Raw genomic sequence first — 14,896 nt, 5'->3', positions numbered from 1 at the left:
TAGCCGAACAGGAGAGGGTTCCCGTGACTCGTATTGCCATGCTCGTATGGAACGAATTCCGCAATGACGCCCGGGTATTGAAACAAGCCCAGACCCTTCAGTCGGCTGGCTATCTAGTCACGGTATTCGCGCTGCATACCCCCGGTGTGACCCGTAGTAAGGAAACCCTCATGGATGGCACCCGGGTAGTTCGGGTCGCACGACGTCCGTTATGGCGATGGCGCCGTGTCAAAGCGCAACAATCGCCGAGCGCGTCGGCTGCTGGCAACCCAATGACCGTCCTGCGCGTAGTTGCCCGGCTGTGGACCCATATCGGCCTGATAGCGCGCATTGCCGGGCACCGCGCCACGGTGATCCACGCCCATGACGTCAATACCCTGCCCAGCGCCTGGCTCGCCGCCCGGCTCAGTGGCGCCAAGCTGGTGTACGACGCCCATGAGCTCAGCACCAGCCGCGAAGGTTACGGGCGCTACCGCAAGTGGGTAGCGCTGATCGAGCGCACGCTGATGCCCAGGACTGACGGCAACATCACCACCACCGAGACGCGGGCGAAGTTCTTTGCCCGGGCATACGCGATTGCCCGCCCGCAGGTGCTGCAGAATCGCCCCCGGTTCAGCAACAGCCCGCCGACGCAACGGATCCGCAACGAACTGGGGCTGTTGCAGCCCTGGCCGATCATCGTTTATCAGGGAGGATTGCAGCAGGGACGCGGGCTGGAACGGCTGTTGCGGGTAGCGGCAAGGGTACCGGATGCCTATTTCGTGCTGATCGGCGGCGGCAAGCTCTGCGTGCCGTTAATGACGTTATGCAATGAACTGGGCCTGGCCGAACGGGTGCATTTTATCCCGGTGGTGCCCCTGGCGGATTTGCCCAGCTACACCGCGTCGGCCGACATTGGTGTGCAACCCATCGAAAACACCTGCCTGAACCACTTCACCACCGACTCCAACAAATTGTTCGAGTACGTGATCGCCGGGCTGCCGGTGATCGCCACGGACTTCCCGGAAATTCGCCGGATTGTCAGAGCCCATGACATCGGGCTGCTGGTACCGGCGGGTGATGACGTGCAACTGCAAACAGCCCTCACCCGCCTGCTGGGTGATCCCGCGTTACGCCGCAGGTATGCCAGCAATACCCTGATTGCCGCCAGATATTTGAACTGGGAACAGCAAGAAGCCGAACTGGTGGGGCTGTACCACCGGTTGGCAGGCAAGGACCAGGGCCATCCATGACCATACGAATTCTGCTACTGAGCTTCTATTACCCGCCTGACCTGGCGGCATTCCGAGTCGAAGCGATGGTTGAGGCCCTGCTGGCGCACCCGGGCGACGAGGTGCAGATCGACTTGCTCACCACTCATCCCAACCGCTATGCCACCTCTTGCACGGTAGACAGCGATGCCCAACAGCCAGGGCTTTGTATTACGCGCATAGCCCTGCCCAAGCACCCCAGGAACTTCCGCGATCAGGCCAGGGGGTTTGTTGCCTATGCCCATGGGGTGCGCAAAGCGATAAAGGGCAAAGAGTACGACTTGATCCTCGCCTCCTCCTCGCGGCTGATGACCGCCGCCCTGGCGGCGTCTATCGCCAGCGCACGCAAGACGCCGCTCTATCTGGATATCCGCGATATTTTCGTCGATGTATTGCCCGACTTGTTCCCCGGCGTTATGGGCAAGTGCCTGGCCCGGCTGTTTTGCGTGGTCGAACGGCTTACGATAAACCAGGCATCGCGGATCAACCTGGTGTCACCGGGGTTTCTCAGTTACTTCGTCGAGCGCTACCCGCATAAGACGTTTTCCACCTTCACCAATGGCATTGACGCCCTCTTCTGCCAGCCAGCACTCCCACAGGACACCCCCTGGGCACCTGCCGATCGCCTGAAAATTGTCTATGCCGGCAATATCGGCGCAGGCCAGGGTCTGGAAAAAATCATCCCGCAGTTGGCTGAACGCTTGGCTGACAGGGCGCGCTTCTACGTGATCGGCCATGGCGGCACGCTACAAAAGTTGCGGGATGAACTGCAAAGCCGGCAAATCACGAATGTCGAACTGATTGCACCGACACCCCGCGCCCAACTCATCACTCACTATGACCAGGCTGATGTGCTTTTTTTGCACCTCAATACATTCAAGGCGTTCCTCAAGGTCATTCCTTCCAAGTTGTTCGAATACGCCGCCACCGGCAAGCCGATCCTGGCAGGCCTGGAAGGCTACTCAAAACACTTCGCCACTACCCATATCGCCAACGCTTCGGTGTTTGCCCCGGCAGATGTGGAGTCCGCCATCGCCGCACTGGCTCGACTCAAGCTCGAGCCCACCGACCGCTCGGCATTCGTTCGCGATTACGCACGGACCACCATCCACCAGCGCATGGCGATGGACATCCTGGGCACCCGATAGAAACCCGCTGATTATTGCAAAAATAAGTTAAATAAAAGCCCGCCGGGGCCGACAACCTGTCAAAGCCTTGCGGATTGATCAATCATGCGTAATAACCAACCCGTTACCCAGCGCGAACGTACCTTCCCCGCTCAACAACGGTTGATCTCCACGACCGATGCCAAAGGCGTGATCACTTACTGCAACGATGCGTTTGTCGAGATCAGTGGGTTTTCCCGGGATGAACTGATGCGCGCCCCGCACAACCTGGTTCGCCACCCGGATGTGCCGGCGGCCGTGTTCGCGCATATGTGGACGACGCTCAAACAAGGCTTGCCATGGATGGGCATCGTTAAGAACCGCTGCAAGACCGGCGATCACTACTGGGTCAACGCCTACGTGACCCCGGTGTTCGACGGCGAACAGGTGATCGGCTACGAATCGGTGCGGGTCAAGCCGACCGCCGAGCAGATCCGCCGTGCCGAAGCGCTGTACCAACGAATCAACCAGGGCAAGTCGGCCATCCCGCGCAGCGATAAATGGTTGCCGGTACTGCAGGACTGGCTGCCGTTTATCCTGGTCAGCCAATTGAGCTTCCTGATCGGCGTCTGGTTCGACTCCCACTGGGGTTTTGCCCTGGCCGCCGCCTTGTCGGTGCCCCTGGGCCTGCTCGGCCTGAGCTGGCAGCAGCGCGGCCTCAAGCGCCTGCTGCGCCTGGCCGAACAGACCACCTCCGACCCGCTGATTGCGCAGATGTACACCGACAGCCGTGGCGCGCAGGCGCGACTGGAGATGTCGATCCTCAGCCAGGAAGCCCGCCTGAAGACCTGCCTGACCCGTTTGCAGGACACCGCCGAGCACCTCAACGACCAGGCGCGCCAGTCCAACACCCTGGCCCACAACAGTTCAACCGGCCTGGAACGCCAGCGCGTCGAGACCGAGCAGGTGGCCACCGCCGTCAATCAGATGGCCGCCACCACCCAGGAAGTCGCCAGCCATGTACAGCGCACGGCCGATGCGACCCAAGAAGCCAATCGCCTGACCAGCCGTGGCCGGGACATTGCCGGGGAAACCCGCGAAGCCATCCAGCGCCTGTCGGTGGTGGTTGGAGAGACCGGGACAACCGTGACCCAACTGGCCAAGGACAGCGACGAAATCGGCGGCGTGGTGGATGTGATCAAAGGCATTGCCGACCAGACCAACCTGCTGGCCCTCAACGCCGCCATCGAAGCGGCGCGTGCCGGTGAGATGGGCCGTGGGTTTGCGGTGGTGGCCGATGAAGTGCGGCAGCTGGCGCAACGCACCAGCGAATCCACCGGGCAGATCCATGCCCTGATCGCCAAGCTGCAACAGACCGCCAGCACCGCCGTGCAGACCATGGATGCCGGGCATCGCCAGGCTGAAGAAGGCGTGGCACGGGTGATGGAAGCTGACGCGGCGCTGGTGGGGATCAGTGAGGCGGTGGCCCATATTACCGACATGACCACCCAGATCGCCGCCGCGACCGAGGAGCAAAGCTCGGTGGCCGAAGAGATCAGCCGCAATATCAGCACCATTGCGCTGTTGGCGGACCAGACGTCGGAGCAGGCGTTGAACTCGGCACAGTTGAGTGAAGAGCTGACGCATACGGCGAATACGCAGTATTCGCTGGTGGAGCGGTTTAACCGCTAGGGATTGACTGCCTGATCTAGCCCTATCGCGAGCAAGCTCGCTCCCACACTTTGATTTGTGAATCCATTCAAAATGTGGGAGCGAGCTTGCTCGCGATGAGGCCCTAACAGGCGCCGAGAAACCCTGCCACCTTCCCCGCCGCAGCCTCCAAATGCTGCGCATGACTAAACCCCGAAGCCTTCAACGGCTTCAAATCATGATCCCCCGCCACCAGCCACATCACCTCGATGCTCGGCGACAGCACATACCCCTCCACCGCCGCCCGATTGCCCAGCGCATCGCGTTCGCCCTGCACAATCAAGGTCGGGGTCTTCAGCCCAGCCAGATGCTCGACCCGTGGCTTCTCTGGCTTGCCCACCGCGTAGAACGGATACCCCAGACACACCAGTGCATCAGCCGCCAATTCATCGGCCAATAAACTGGCCATCCGCCCGCCCATGGACTTGCCGCCAATAGCCAAAGGCCCAGCGACATGACGTCGCACCTGGGCATATACCTCGCGCCAGCATTCCAGCAGCTTTGGAGCCGGATTCGGTGGGCGCCTGCCCCCGTCCACACGGCGCTGGGCCATGTAGGGAAACTCGAAGCGCAATACGTTCACGCCATGCCCGGCAAGGCGTGCAGCCATGTCGTCCATAAAGCCGGAGTCCATCGGCGCGCCAGCACCGTGGGCCAGGATCAGCGTGGGTGATGGGCCAGCGCCCTCGCGCGTGGCTGCATTCCACAACCAACCGTATTCACCCACACACTGCGCCCATTGATCCCCGTCAATACTGGCCTTGTGCTCTTTGCCCATGCTTGCCTCGCTTTTTAGTCTGCCTATAACTCCAGCCCAAGTGCTGCATCTGCTTGGGTTGAACCGTGGATGGGGAACCATGAACACTACTTTAAGTACCGCCTATAACTACAAGGTGGTCCGCCAATTCGCCATTATGACGGTGGTGTGGGGCATCGTCGGCATGGGGCTCGGGGTTTTTCTCGCCGCCCAGTTGGTATGGCCCGAACTCAACTTCAACCTGCCTTGGACCAGTTTCGGTCGATTGCGCCCACTGCACACCAACGCGGTGATTTTCGCGTTTGGTGGCTGCGCGCTGTTTGCCAGCTCCTTCTACGCGGTGCAACGCACCTGCCAGACCCAGCTGTTCGCGCCGAAAGTCGCCGCGTTCTGCTTCTGGGGCTGGCAATTGGTGATCCTGCTGGCGGCAATCAGCTTGCCACTGGGCTATACCAGTTCCAAGGAATACGCCGAGCTGGAATGGCCGATCGACATCCTGATCACCATTGTCTGGGTCGCCTATGCCATCGTGTTCTTCGGCACCGTGGCCAAGCGCAACACCAAGCATATCTACGTCGGTAACTGGTTCTTCGGTGCGTTCATCATCACCGTAGCGATCCTGCATATCGTCAACAACCTGGAAATCCCGGTCAGCCTGACCAAGTCCTACTCGCTGTACGGCGGTGCGACGGATGCCATGGTGCAGTGGTGGTACGGCCATAACGCCGTAGGTTTCTTCCTCACCGCAGGCTTCCTGGGGATGATGTACTACTTCGTGCCGAAACAAGCCGAGCGTCCGGTTTACTCCTATCGCTTGTCCATCGTGCACTTCTGGGCACTGATCACCCTGTACATCTGGGCCGGTCCGCACCACTTGCACTACACCGCGCTGCCGGACTGGGCACAGTCCCTGGGCATGGTGATGTCGCTGGTTCTGCTGGCGCCAAGCTGGGGCGGCATGATCAACGGCATGATGACCCTCTCGGGCGCCTGGCATAAGCTGCGCAGCGACCCGATCCTGCGCTTCCTCGTTGTATCGCTGGCGTTCTACGGCATGTCGACCTTTGAAGGTCCGATGATGGCGATCAAGACGGTCAACGCCCTGTCCCACTACACCGACTGGACCATCGGCCACGTACACGCCGGCGCTCTGGGTTGGGTGGCGATGATTTCCATCGGCGCGCTGTACCACATGATCCCGAAAGTCTTCGGTCGCGAGCAGATGTACAGCCTCGGCCTGATCAACGCGCACTTCTGGCTGGCCACTATCGGCACCGTGCTCTACATCGCTTCGATGTGGGTCAACGGCATTGCCCAGGGCCTGATGTGGCGTGCAGTCAACGAAGACGGCACCTTGACCTACTCCTTCGTCGAAACCCTGGTGGCCAGCCACCCAGGCTTCATCGTGCGTTTGGTGGGTGGTGCGATCTTCCTCAGCGGCATGTTCCTGATGGCTTACAACACTTGGCGCACCGTGCGTTCGGCACAACCTGCCGAAGTAGCCGCTGCGGCGCAGATGGCCTGAGGAGTCGATGATGAAACACGAAACGATTGAAAAGAACGTCGGCCTGCTGATGCTGCTGATGGTGCTTGCCGTGAGTATCGGTGGCCTGACGCAGATCGTCCCGCTGTTCTTCCAGGACGTCACCAACAAGCCGGTCGAAGGCATGAAGCCCTACACCGCGCTGCAACTGGAAGGCCGTGACATCTACATCCGCGAAGGCTGCGTACAGTGCCACTCGCAAATGATCCGGCCGTTCCGCGCCGAGACCGAACGCTACGGCCACTACTCGGTCGCCGGCGAAAGCGTGTGGGACCACCCGTTCCTGTGGGGCTCCAAGCGCACCGGTCCGGACCTGGCCCGGGTAGGTGCACGCTACTCCGACGATTGGCACCGCGCGCACTTGTACAACCCGCGCAACGTCGTGCCTGAGTCGAAGATGCCGGCCTATCCATGGCTGGTCACCGCCCAGGTCGACAGCAGCCACACCGAAACCAAGCTCAAGGTCATGCGCACCCTCGGCGTGCCGTACACCGACGCGGACATCACCGCCGCCGTGGACAGCCTCAAGGGCAAGACCGAAATGGACGCTCTGGTCTCCTACCTGCAAGTGCTTGGCACTGCAATCAAGAGCAAGAGGTGAACCATGGGTTTTGAACTGGATACCGGAATGATCCGCGGCCTCGGCACGCTGGTGGTGGCAATTGCCTTCATCGGCCTGTCGCTGTGGGTGTTCAACTCCAAGCGCAACCCGGAGTTCGCCGAGGCCTGCCTGCTGCCATTTGCCGATGAGCCTAAGCCTGACGCCACCGGCACCCCATCCGACGCTCAAGAAGAGCCTGTAACAAGGAGCATTCGGCCATGACTACCTTTTGGAGTACATGGATCTGTGTACTGACCCTCGGCAGCCTGATCGGCCTGACCTGGCTGTTGTTCGGCACCCGCAAGGGCGAGACCAAGGGCAGCGTCGACCAGACCATGGGCCACGCCTTCGACGGGATTGAGGAGTACGACAACCCTCTGCCCCAATGGTGGTTCCTGTTGTTCGCCGGCACCCTGGTATTTGCCGTCGGCTACCTGATCCTCTATCCGGGCCTGGGCAACTGGAAAGGCGTCTTGCCGGGCTATGAAGACGGCTGGACCCAGACCAAGGAATGGGACAAGGAAATGGCCAAGGCCGACGCCAAGTTCGGGCCGATCTTCGCCAAATTCGCAGCCATGCCCGTGGAAGAGGTCGCCAAAGACCCACAAGCGCTGAAAATGGGCGGTCGCCTGTTTGCCTCCAACTGCGCGGTGTGCCACGGCTCCGATGCCAAGGGCGCCTACGGCTTCCCGAACCTGGCGGACGACAACTGGCGCTGGGGTGGTTCGGCGGATGCAATCAAGCTGACCATCATGAACGGTCGCCACGCTGCAATGCCGGCCTGGGGTGAGGTGCTGGGCGAAGACGGTGTGAAAAACGTCGCTGCCTATGTACGCCACGACCTGGCCAAGTTGCCGCTGCCGGCTGACAGCAAGGTTGACCTGGCCGCCGGCCAGCAAGCGTTCAGCACCACTTGCGTGGCCTGCCACGGCCCAGAGGGCCACGGCGTAGAAGCCATGGGCGCGCCGAACCTGACGCAACCTGCCGGCTTCATCTACGGCACCAGCCTGGCGCAGTTGCAACAGACCATCCGTCACGGTCGCCAAGGCCAGATGCCGGCGCAGGAAGCACTGCAAGGCAACGACAAGGTCCACCTGCTGGCGGCCTACGTCTACAGCCTGTCGCAGAAAGAGCAGAAGTAAGCTGCACGCTACAAGCTGCAAGAGAAGAGTTCTCAACTCGGCTCTTGCAGCCCTCCCCCTCTCCCGCTCCAGACTTGCCACTCACCGCTGCCCCCTGCGCCCCATTGTCGCACCCTTCTAAAGCACACCTTTCCCCTCCCGCCATTCGGGTCTACGCTTGTTCCGATAGTAGACCGGTGTTGAGCGGTCGCAGACCGACTTGCACGCGATGAGTCTGACATTCAAGCAAGGTGACAGGCGCAAAGGCTGACAGTTACCGGCTGTCACGCCATTGACCATTCGTCACTGCGCCAGCTTGTTTGCTCAGACCTGCGCGCAAGTGCCTGCACCCCTGCAAAATTCCTGTCCAACCCGTCAGCTTTTCATTTTTGATTTTGTCCTTACGCCAAACATGGAAAGGGCGCAGAATCTGGTTTGTAAAGCATTGACGCAGGTCAGCGTTACGTTGCAATGGCACCCCGCTTTCTCCATACTTGCGACCGATTTTTATCCTAATAAAACACCTAAACCGTGGAACCTTAGAATGAGCACAGCAATCAGTCCGACTGCTTATAACTATAAGGTAGTCCGCCAGTTCGCCATCATGACGGTGGTCTGGGGGATCCTTGGCATGGGGCTCGGTGTCTTCATCGCCTCGCAACTGGTCTGGCCGGAGTTGAACTTCGACCTGCCATGGACGACGTTTGGACGCCTACGCCCGCTGCACACCAACCTGGTGATCTTCGCCTTCGGCGGATGTGCACTGTTTGCCACTTCCTACTATGTCGTGCAGCGAACCTGCCAGACGCGACTGATTTCCGACGGTCTCGCCGCCTTCACCTTCTGGGGCTGGCAAGCGGTTATCGTGGGCGCCATCATCACCCTGCCAATGGGCTTCACCACCACCAAGGAATACGCGGAATTGGAATGGCCCCTTGCCATCCTTCTGGCGATCGTCTGGGTGACCTATGGCATCGTGTTCTTTGGTACCATCGTCAAGCGCAAGACCAAGCACATCTACGTTGGCAACTGGTTCTACGGCGCATTCATCGTCGTGACGGCGATGCTGCACATCGTCAACCACGCCTCGTTGCCGGTGAGTTTCTTCAAGTCCTACTCGGCCTACGCCGGTGCGACCGATGCGATGATCCAGTGGTGGTACGGCCACAACGCCGTAGGGTTCTTCCTGACCACGGGCTTTCTGGGGATGATGTACTACTTCGTGCCGAAACAGGCCGAGCGTCCGATCTACTCCTATCGCCTGTCCATCGTGCACTTCTGGGCACTGATCACCCTGTATATCTGGGCCGGTCCGCACCACCTGCACTACACCGCACTGCCGGATTGGGCACAGTCCCTGGGCATGGCCATGTCGATCATCCTGCTGGCTCCGAGCTGGGGCGGCATGATCAACGGCATGATGACCCTGTCGGGCGCCTGGCATAAGCTGCGCACCGACCCGATCCTGCGCTTTCTGGTGGTGTCGCTGGCGTTCTACGGCATGTCGACCTTCGAAGGCCCGATGATGGCCATCAAGACCGTCAACTCGCTGTCCCACTACACCGACTGGACCATCGGCCACGTACACGCCGGCGCTCTCGGCTGGGTAGCGATGATTTCCATCGGCGCGCTGTACCACATGATTCCCAAGCTGTATGGCCGGGCGCAGATGCACAGCACCAGCCTGATCAACACCCACTTCTGGCTGGCCACTATCGGCACCGTGCTCTACATCGCCTCGATGTGGGTCAACGGCATCACCCAGGGCCTGATGTGGCGTGCGATCAACGACGACGGCACCCTCACCTATTCCTTCGTCGAAGCGCTGCAAGCCAGCCATCCTGGTTTCATCGTCCGCGCCCTCGGTGGTGCGTTCTTTGCCAGCGGCATGCTGTTCATGGCCTACAACGTATGGCGCACCGTGCGTGCTTCCAACCCTGTAGAGGCTGAAGCCGCCACCAAGATCGCCGTCGTGGGAGCTCACTGATGAAGCACGAAGTAGTCGAGAAGAATATCGGCCTGCTGGCCTTCTTCATGGTCATCGCCGTGAGTATCGGCGGCCTGACCCAGATCGTTCCGCTGTTTTTCCAGGACGTGACCAACAAGCCGGTCGAAGGCATGAAGCCGCGTACCGCCCTTGAACTGGAAGGCCGCGATATCTACATCGCCAACGGCTGCGTCGGCTGCCACTCGCAGATGATCCGCCCGTTCCGTGCCGAAACCGAACGCTACGGCCACTACTCGGTCGCCGGTGAAAGCGTGTGGGACCACCCGTTCCTGTGGGGTTCCAAGCGTACCGGTCCGGACCTGGCCCGTGTTGGCGGTCGTTACTCCGATGACTGGCAGCGTGCGCACTTGTACAACCCGCGCAACGTGGTGCCCGAGTCGAAAATGCCGGCGTACCCGTTCCTCGTGGAAAACAAGCTCGACGGCAAAGACACCGCCAAGAAAATGGAAGTCTTGCGCACCCTCGGCGTGCCTTACACCGACGAAGACATCGCCGGTGCCGAGGCAGCCGTCAAGGGCAAGACCGAAATGGACGCGCTGGTGGCCTACCTGCAAGGCCTGGGCACCATCATCAAAAGCAAACGGTGATCTGAATGGATATCGGGATGATTCGAGGCCTGGGCACCGTTGTCGTGATGGTGGCCTTTATCGGCCTGGCGTTGTGGGTATTCAGCCCCAAGCGCAAGTCAGAGTTTGAAGACGCGACCTTGCTGCCTTTTGCGGATGATCCCGAAGCCATCAAGCACGTCGAGCAAGCTTCTAGGAGTAACAAAGAATGACTACGTTCTGGAGTCTGTACGTCACAGTCCTCAGTCTGGGTACCATTTTTGCCCTGACCTGGCTGCTGCTGTCGACCCGCAAGGGCCAGCGCGCCGAGCAAACGGACGAGACAGTTGGCCACTCGTTCGATGGCATCGAGGAATACGACAACCCACTGCCAAAGTGGTGGTTCATGCTGTTCGTCGGCACCATCGTGTTTGCCCTGGGTTACCTGGTGCTGTACCCGGGCCTGGGCAACTGGAAAGGCCTGCTGCCGGGCTATGCCTACCTGGATAACGACAAGCAAACCCCATTCGCCAACGGCCAGAGCGGCTGGACCGGCGTGCACGAGTGGGAAAAGGAAATGGCACGCTCGGACGCCAAGTTTGGGCCGATCTTCGCCAAATTTGCAGCCATGCCCATTGAGGAAGTAGCCAAGGACCCGCAAGCCCTGAAGATGGGTGGCCGCCTGTTCGCCTCCAACTGCTCGGTCTGCCACGGCTCCGACGCCAAGGGCGCCTACGGCTTTCCCAACCTGACCGACGCCGACTGGCGCTGGGGCGGCGAGCCGGAGACCATCAAGGCCACCATCATGGCCGGTCGCCATGCGGTGATGCCGGGCTGGTCTGAAGTCATCGGCGAACAAGGCGTGGCCGACGTGGCCGGCTTTGTGCTGACCAACCTCGATGGCCGCAAGCTGCCGGAAGGCGCCAAGGCCGACGTGGCCAACGGCGAGAAACTCTTCGCCGCCAACTGCGTGGCCTGCCACGGCCCGGCCGGTAAAGGTACGCCAGCGATGGGCGCACCTGACCTGACCCACCCGGGCGCGTTCATCTACGGTTCCAGCTTCGCCCAACTGCAGCAGACCATCCGTTACGGCCGCCAGGGCCAGATGCCTGCGCAGGAGCAACTGCAAGGTAACGACAAGGTGCACTTGCTGGCGGCATATGTTTACAGCCTGTCGCACAAAGAGCAGCAAGAGCAGCAAGAACAGAAGTAAGCTGCAAGCCGCAAGAGAAAGCCCCGTATAGCGCATGCTGACGGGGCTTTTTTGTTTCCAGTGAAGCGCATCGACCGCTTGTAGCTTGCAACTGCGCCGTAGTAACGTAACTACATTCCCCCATCACGCTGGGAGGCGCCCCATGACCATCACGACAATATCCAGCCGCGAATTCAACCAAGACACAAGCGGTGCCAAAAAAGCCGCGCGCCAAGGACCGGTTTTTATTACCGACCGAGGCAAGCCTGCTCATGTGCTGCTAAGTATTGAGGACTACCAAAAATTGACAGGCATCAACGCCGATATTGTTGACCTGTTGGTGATGCCCGAAGCGGCGGATATCGAGTTTGAAACCGAACGTGCCGTAATTATCCATCGACCCGTGGACCTCTCTTGATGTATCTGCTCGATACCAATGTCATTTCCGAGTTACGCAAACCCCAAGCCGACAAAAATGTGGTGGCGTGGGCCAAAACCGTCGCTGCGCCACGCCTGTATATTTCGGCGATTACCTTGAAGGAACTGGAGACTGGGGTGCTGCGAATGGAACGCCGTGACCCCGCGCAGGGCAAGGTCTTGCGCACCTGGCTCAAACGCCATGTCATGCCGGCCTTCGATGCCAGGATCCTGCCAATTGACGCTGCCGTGGCCTTGCGCTGCGCCAGCCTGCATGTGCCAGATCGCGCTAACGAAGGTGATGCGCTGATCGCCGCAACCGCTCTGGTTCATGGCCTGACCGTGGTCACCCGCAATGTCGCCGACTTCCAAAGCAGCGGCGTGAAACTGATCAACCCGTGGGACCAATGACCTTCGAGCCCTGAAAAACCGTCCATACTCCTCCTGTCAATTGATTCAAGTCACGTACACCATCAATTGATTTCCCCCAACGCGACCAAAGGTCGCACCCGTTCACCCGTACTACAGGCGTATCATTGCGCCACTGCTAGACCCCTATTTTGACCCCGGTTGGCACGTACTGGCCGAGGCAAATCTCCACTGCCGTGGGATGCAATGATGAGCGATCAGATTCCGGTACACGACGTTACCCCGCCTGCTAAAAAAACCAGCAACACTGTCGATCTCTACGCCTCGCGAGAGAAAATCTACACTCGAGCCTTCACCGGGATGTTCCGTAATCTGCGGATGCTCGGCGGTGCCGGCCTGTTCCTGCTGTACTTCGGTACGGTATGGCTGAACTGGGGCGGACACCAGGCCGTCTGGTGGAACCTGCCAGAGCGCAAATTCTTCATTTTCGGTGCGACATTCTGGCCCCAGGACTTCATCCTGCTGTCGGGCATCCTGATCATCTCGGCGTTCGGCCTGTTCTTTATCACCGTGTATGCCGGGCGTATCTGGTGCGGCTACACCTGCCCGCAAAGCGTGTGGACCTGGATCTACATGTGGTGCGAAAAGGTCACCGAAGGCGACCGCAACCAGCGGATCAAGCTGGACAAGGCGCCGATGAGCGCCAACAAGCTCCTGCGTAAACTCAGCAAGCACACGCTGTGGCTGCTGATCGGTTTTGTCACCGGCATGACCTTTGTCGGCTACTTCTCGCCGATTCGCGAACTGGTCTTCGAGTTCTTCACCGGCCAGGCCGATGGCTGGTCGTACTTCTGGGTTGGCTTCTTCACCCTCGCCACTTACGGCAACGCCGGCTGGCTGCGTGAGCAAGTGTGCATCTACATGTGTCCGTATGCGCGCTTCCAGAGCGTGATGTTCGACAAAGACACCCTGATCGTTTCCTACGATCCGCGTCGCGGCGAAGTACGTGGCCCACGCAAGAAAGGCGTGGACTACAAGGCCCTGGGCCTGGGGGATTGCATCGACTGCACCATGTGCGTACAGGTCTGCCCCACCGGGATCGACATCCGTGACGGCCTGCAGATTGAGTGCATTGGCTGCGCGGCCTGTATCGATGCTTGCGACACGATCATGGACAAGATGGACTACCCTCGTGGGTTGATCAGCTACACCACCGAACATAACCTGTCGGGGCAAAAGACCCACAAGTTGCGTCCGCGCCTGATCGGCTATGCGCTGGTGCTGCTGGCGATGATCACCCTGCTGGCCACGGCGTTCTTCATGCGTTCGCTGGTGGGTTTCGACGTCAGCAAGGACCGCGTGCTGTACCGCGAAAACGCCGAAGGGCGGATCGAGAACGTCTACAGCCTGAAAATCATGAACAAGGACCAGCGCGATCACACCTACGTGCTGGACGCCAGCGGCCTGCCGGACCTCAAGCTACAAGGCAAGCGCGAAATCAAGGTCGCCGCCGGGGAAATCTTCACCATGCCGGTGGAGCTGTCGAGCGCGCCGGAACAAATGCCATCGAGCACCAACGAGGTGAAATTCATCCTCAAGGATGCTGACGATGACAGCGTCCACGTTGAAGCCAAGAGCCGATTCATCGGCCCACAAATTCGTTAAAAGAGAGCAGAACAATGCCCGTAGCAACTGCCGCAAGCCCCTGGTACAAGCACCTCTGGCCCTGGATCATCATTGCCATCCTGGCCTGTTCGGTGACGTTGACCTTGTCCATGGTGACCATCGCGGTGAACAACCCGGACAACCTGGTCAACGACAACTACTACGAGGCCGGCAAAGGCATCAACCGCTCCCTGGACCGCGAATTGCTGGCCCAGACCCTGCAAATGCGCGCCACCCTGCACCTGGATGAACTGACCGGGGAAGTGGAGCTGTTTCTCACGGGCAACAGCGGGCCGACCACTCTGGAACTGAACCTGATTTCGCCGACCCAGCCGGAGAAAGACCGCAAGGTCGTGCTCACCCGCAGCCAGAGCGAGCCGGGGCGTTATATCGGCCAGGTGACTGACAAGGTCGAAGGCCGCCGCTTCGTCGAACTGCTGGGGGTCGAAGGCGACCGTACCTGGCGTATGTTTGAAGAGGAAGAAGTCAGCCATGGCACCGACTTGAAGTTGGGTGACGAGCCGTTGCAGGGTGCTGAAGACCTGAAGAACTGAAAGCCTGCGCTTCGCGCATCGCGGACAAGCCTGCTCCTACAGATGGAGCGGGCTTGCC

16 protein-coding genes are annotated in these 14,896 nt (G+C 60.1%); 15 read left to right on the top strand and 1 reads right to left on the bottom strand.

Translation table 11 applies throughout. From position 1 onward, the window contains the following. Positions 1-23: 23 nt before the first annotated feature. The 3 genes from PSFL_RS20400 (at position 24) to PSFL_RS20390 (ending at position 4,048) form a co-directional block, all read left to right on the top strand. Positions 24-1,232 carry a glycosyltransferase family 4 protein gene (locus PSFL_RS20400; RefSeq protein WP_397470418.1) on the top strand — a complete coding sequence of 403 codons (1,209 nt, stop codon included), beginning with the start codon at positions 24-26 and terminating at the stop codon, positions 1,230-1,232. Then, complete coding sequence (locus PSFL_RS20395) at positions 1,229-2,398, top strand: glycosyltransferase family 4 protein (RefSeq protein WP_397470417.1); 1,170 nt, start codon at positions 1,229-1,231, stop codon at positions 2,396-2,398. The genes PSFL_RS20400 and PSFL_RS20395 overlap by 4 nt, the downstream gene beginning before the upstream one ends. An 84-nt stretch (positions 2,399-2,482) precedes the next feature. After that, a complete protein-coding gene (locus tag PSFL_RS20390) occupies positions 2,483-4,048 on the top strand; it encodes a PAS domain-containing methyl-accepting chemotaxis protein (RefSeq protein WP_057960312.1) in 1,566 nt (521 codons plus the stop codon). Positions 4,049-4,151: 103 nt separating this feature from the next. Here PSFL_RS20390 and PSFL_RS20385 read toward each other — a convergent pair whose 3' ends face one another. After that, a complete protein-coding gene (locus PSFL_RS20385) occupies positions 4,152-4,844 on the bottom strand; it encodes an alpha/beta family hydrolase (RefSeq protein WP_057439483.1) in 693 nt (230 codons plus the stop codon). 79 nt (positions 4,845-4,923) lie between these two features. On the opposite strand from PSFL_RS20385, the gene ccoN (PSFL_RS20380) reads away from it, so the two are divergent. The 12 genes from ccoN (PSFL_RS20380) to PSFL_RS20325 all read left to right on the top strand — a co-directional run bounded on the left by ccoN (PSFL_RS20380) (position 4,924) and on the right by PSFL_RS20325 (position 14,838). Then, positions 4,924-6,348, top strand: a complete 1,425-nt coding sequence (gene ccoN / locus PSFL_RS20380; RefSeq protein WP_029300057.1) for a cytochrome-c oxidase, cbb3-type subunit I — start codon at positions 4,924-4,926, stop codon at positions 6,346-6,348. A 10-nt stretch (positions 6,349-6,358) separates the two neighbouring features. Further along, positions 6,359-6,967 carry a cytochrome-c oxidase, cbb3-type subunit II gene (gene ccoO, locus PSFL_RS20375; RefSeq protein ID WP_029300055.1) on the top strand — a complete coding sequence of 203 codons (609 nt, stop codon included), beginning with the start codon at positions 6,359-6,361 and terminating at the stop codon, positions 6,965-6,967. A 3-nt stretch (positions 6,968-6,970) separates the two neighbouring features. After that, positions 6,971-7,189 carry a cbb3-type cytochrome c oxidase subunit 3 gene (locus PSFL_RS20370; RefSeq protein ID WP_057439484.1) on the top strand — a complete coding sequence of 73 codons (219 nt, stop codon included), beginning with the start codon at positions 6,971-6,973 and terminating at the stop codon, positions 7,187-7,189. Next, a complete protein-coding gene (ccoP, locus tag PSFL_RS20365; RefSeq protein WP_057439485.1) occupies positions 7,186-8,109 on the top strand; it encodes a cytochrome-c oxidase, cbb3-type subunit III in 924 nt (307 codons plus the stop codon). Before PSFL_RS20370 ends, ccoP (PSFL_RS20365) begins: the two co-directional genes overlap by 4 nt. A 523-nt stretch (positions 8,110-8,632) precedes the next feature. Further along, positions 8,633-10,075, top strand: coding sequence for a cytochrome-c oxidase, cbb3-type subunit I (gene ccoN / locus PSFL_RS20360; RefSeq protein ID WP_057439486.1), 1,443 nt, complete (start codon positions 8,633-8,635; stop codon positions 10,073-10,075). Next, positions 10,075-10,683 carry a cytochrome-c oxidase, cbb3-type subunit II gene (gene ccoO / locus PSFL_RS20355; RefSeq protein ID WP_057439487.1) on the top strand — a complete coding sequence of 203 codons (609 nt, stop codon included), beginning with the start codon at positions 10,075-10,077 and terminating at the stop codon, positions 10,681-10,683. The genes ccoN (PSFL_RS20360) and ccoO (PSFL_RS20355) overlap by 1 nt, the downstream gene beginning before the upstream one ends. Positions 10,684-10,688: 5 nt before the next feature. After that, entirely contained in the window at positions 10,689-10,874 is a 186-nt protein-coding gene (locus PSFL_RS20350; protein WP_003175465.1) for a CcoQ/FixQ family Cbb3-type cytochrome c oxidase assembly chaperone, read from the top strand. After that, positions 10,871-11,854, top strand: a complete 984-nt coding sequence (ccoP, locus tag PSFL_RS20345) for a cytochrome-c oxidase, cbb3-type subunit III (RefSeq protein WP_170044392.1) — start codon at positions 10,871-10,873, stop codon at positions 11,852-11,854. Before PSFL_RS20350 ends, ccoP (PSFL_RS20345) begins: the two co-directional genes overlap by 4 nt. A gap of 142 nt (positions 11,855-11,996) precedes the next feature. After that, positions 11,997-12,251: a type II toxin-antitoxin system Phd/YefM family antitoxin gene (locus PSFL_RS20340; RefSeq protein ID WP_029300038.1), complete on the top strand. Its 255-nt coding sequence runs from the start codon at positions 11,997-11,999 to the stop codon at positions 12,249-12,251. Next, a complete protein-coding gene (locus tag PSFL_RS20335; RefSeq protein WP_057439489.1) occupies positions 12,251-12,661 on the top strand; it encodes a type II toxin-antitoxin system VapC family toxin in 411 nt (136 codons plus the stop codon). Before PSFL_RS20340 ends, PSFL_RS20335 begins: the two co-directional genes overlap by 1 nt. A 207-nt stretch (positions 12,662-12,868) precedes the next feature. Next, complete coding sequence (gene ccoG, locus PSFL_RS20330; RefSeq protein WP_057439629.1) at positions 12,869-14,284, top strand: cytochrome c oxidase accessory protein CcoG; 1,416 nt, start codon at positions 12,869-12,871, stop codon at positions 14,282-14,284. 14 nt (positions 14,285-14,298) lie between these two features. After that, positions 14,299-14,838, top strand: a complete 540-nt coding sequence (locus PSFL_RS20325) for a FixH family protein (RefSeq protein ID WP_057960318.1) — start codon at positions 14,299-14,301, stop codon at positions 14,836-14,838. Positions 14,839-14,896: the final 58 nt, after the last annotated feature.

Source organism: Pseudomonas sp. DD1 (genome assembly GCF_044510355.1).
In the GTDB taxonomy this organism is placed as follows: domain Bacteria; phylum Pseudomonadota; class Gammaproteobacteria; order Pseudomonadales; family Pseudomonadaceae; genus Aquipseudomonas; species Aquipseudomonas shahriarae.
Note: the sequence above shows the minus strand (reverse complement) of the source record. Positions and strands in the feature narration are given on the sequence as shown.

Excerpts from the sequence above, each read along its gene's own strand:
- PSFL_RS20340 (WP_029300038.1), top strand. The coding sequence starts at position 11,997 with ATGACCATCACGACAATATCCAGCCGCGAATTCAACCAAGACACAAGC.
- ccoO (WP_057439487.1), top strand. The coding sequence starts at position 10,075 with ATGAAGCACGAAGTAGTCGAGAAGAATATCGGCCTGCTGGCCTTCTTC.
- PSFL_RS20325 (WP_057960318.1), top strand. The coding sequence starts at position 14,299 with ATGCCCGTAGCAACTGCCGCAAGCCCCTGGTACAAGCACCTCTGGCCC.
- PSFL_RS20350 (WP_003175465.1), top strand. The coding sequence starts at position 10,689 with ATGGATATCGGGATGATTCGAGGCCTGGGCACCGTTGTCGTGATGGTG.
- PSFL_RS20385 (WP_057439483.1), bottom strand. The coding sequence starts at position 4,844 with ATGGGCAAAGAGCACAAGGCCAGTATTGACGGGGATCAATGGGCGCAG.
- ccoN (WP_029300057.1), top strand. The coding sequence starts at position 4,924 with ATGAACACTACTTTAAGTACCGCCTATAACTACAAGGTGGTCCGCCAA.
- PSFL_RS20390 (WP_057960312.1), top strand. The coding sequence starts at position 2,483 with ATGCGTAATAACCAACCCGTTACCCAGCGCGAACGTACCTTCCCCGCT.
- PSFL_RS20395 (WP_397470417.1), top strand. The coding sequence starts at position 1,229 with ATGACCATACGAATTCTGCTACTGAGCTTCTATTACCCGCCTGACCTG.
- ccoG (WP_057439629.1), top strand. The coding sequence starts at position 12,869 with ATGAGCGATCAGATTCCGGTACACGACGTTACCCCGCCTGCTAAAAAA.
- ccoP (WP_057439485.1), top strand. The coding sequence starts at position 7,186 with ATGACTACCTTTTGGAGTACATGGATCTGTGTACTGACCCTCGGCAGC.
- ccoO (WP_029300055.1), top strand. The coding sequence starts at position 6,359 with ATGAAACACGAAACGATTGAAAAGAACGTCGGCCTGCTGATGCTGCTG.
- ccoN (WP_057439486.1), top strand. The coding sequence starts at position 8,633 with ATGAGCACAGCAATCAGTCCGACTGCTTATAACTATAAGGTAGTCCGC.
- ccoP (WP_170044392.1), top strand. The coding sequence starts at position 10,871 with ATGACTACGTTCTGGAGTCTGTACGTCACAGTCCTCAGTCTGGGTACC.
- PSFL_RS20370 (WP_057439484.1), top strand. The coding sequence starts at position 6,971 with ATGGGTTTTGAACTGGATACCGGAATGATCCGCGGCCTCGGCACGCTG.
- PSFL_RS20335 (WP_057439489.1), top strand. The coding sequence starts at position 12,251 with ATGTATCTGCTCGATACCAATGTCATTTCCGAGTTACGCAAACCCCAA.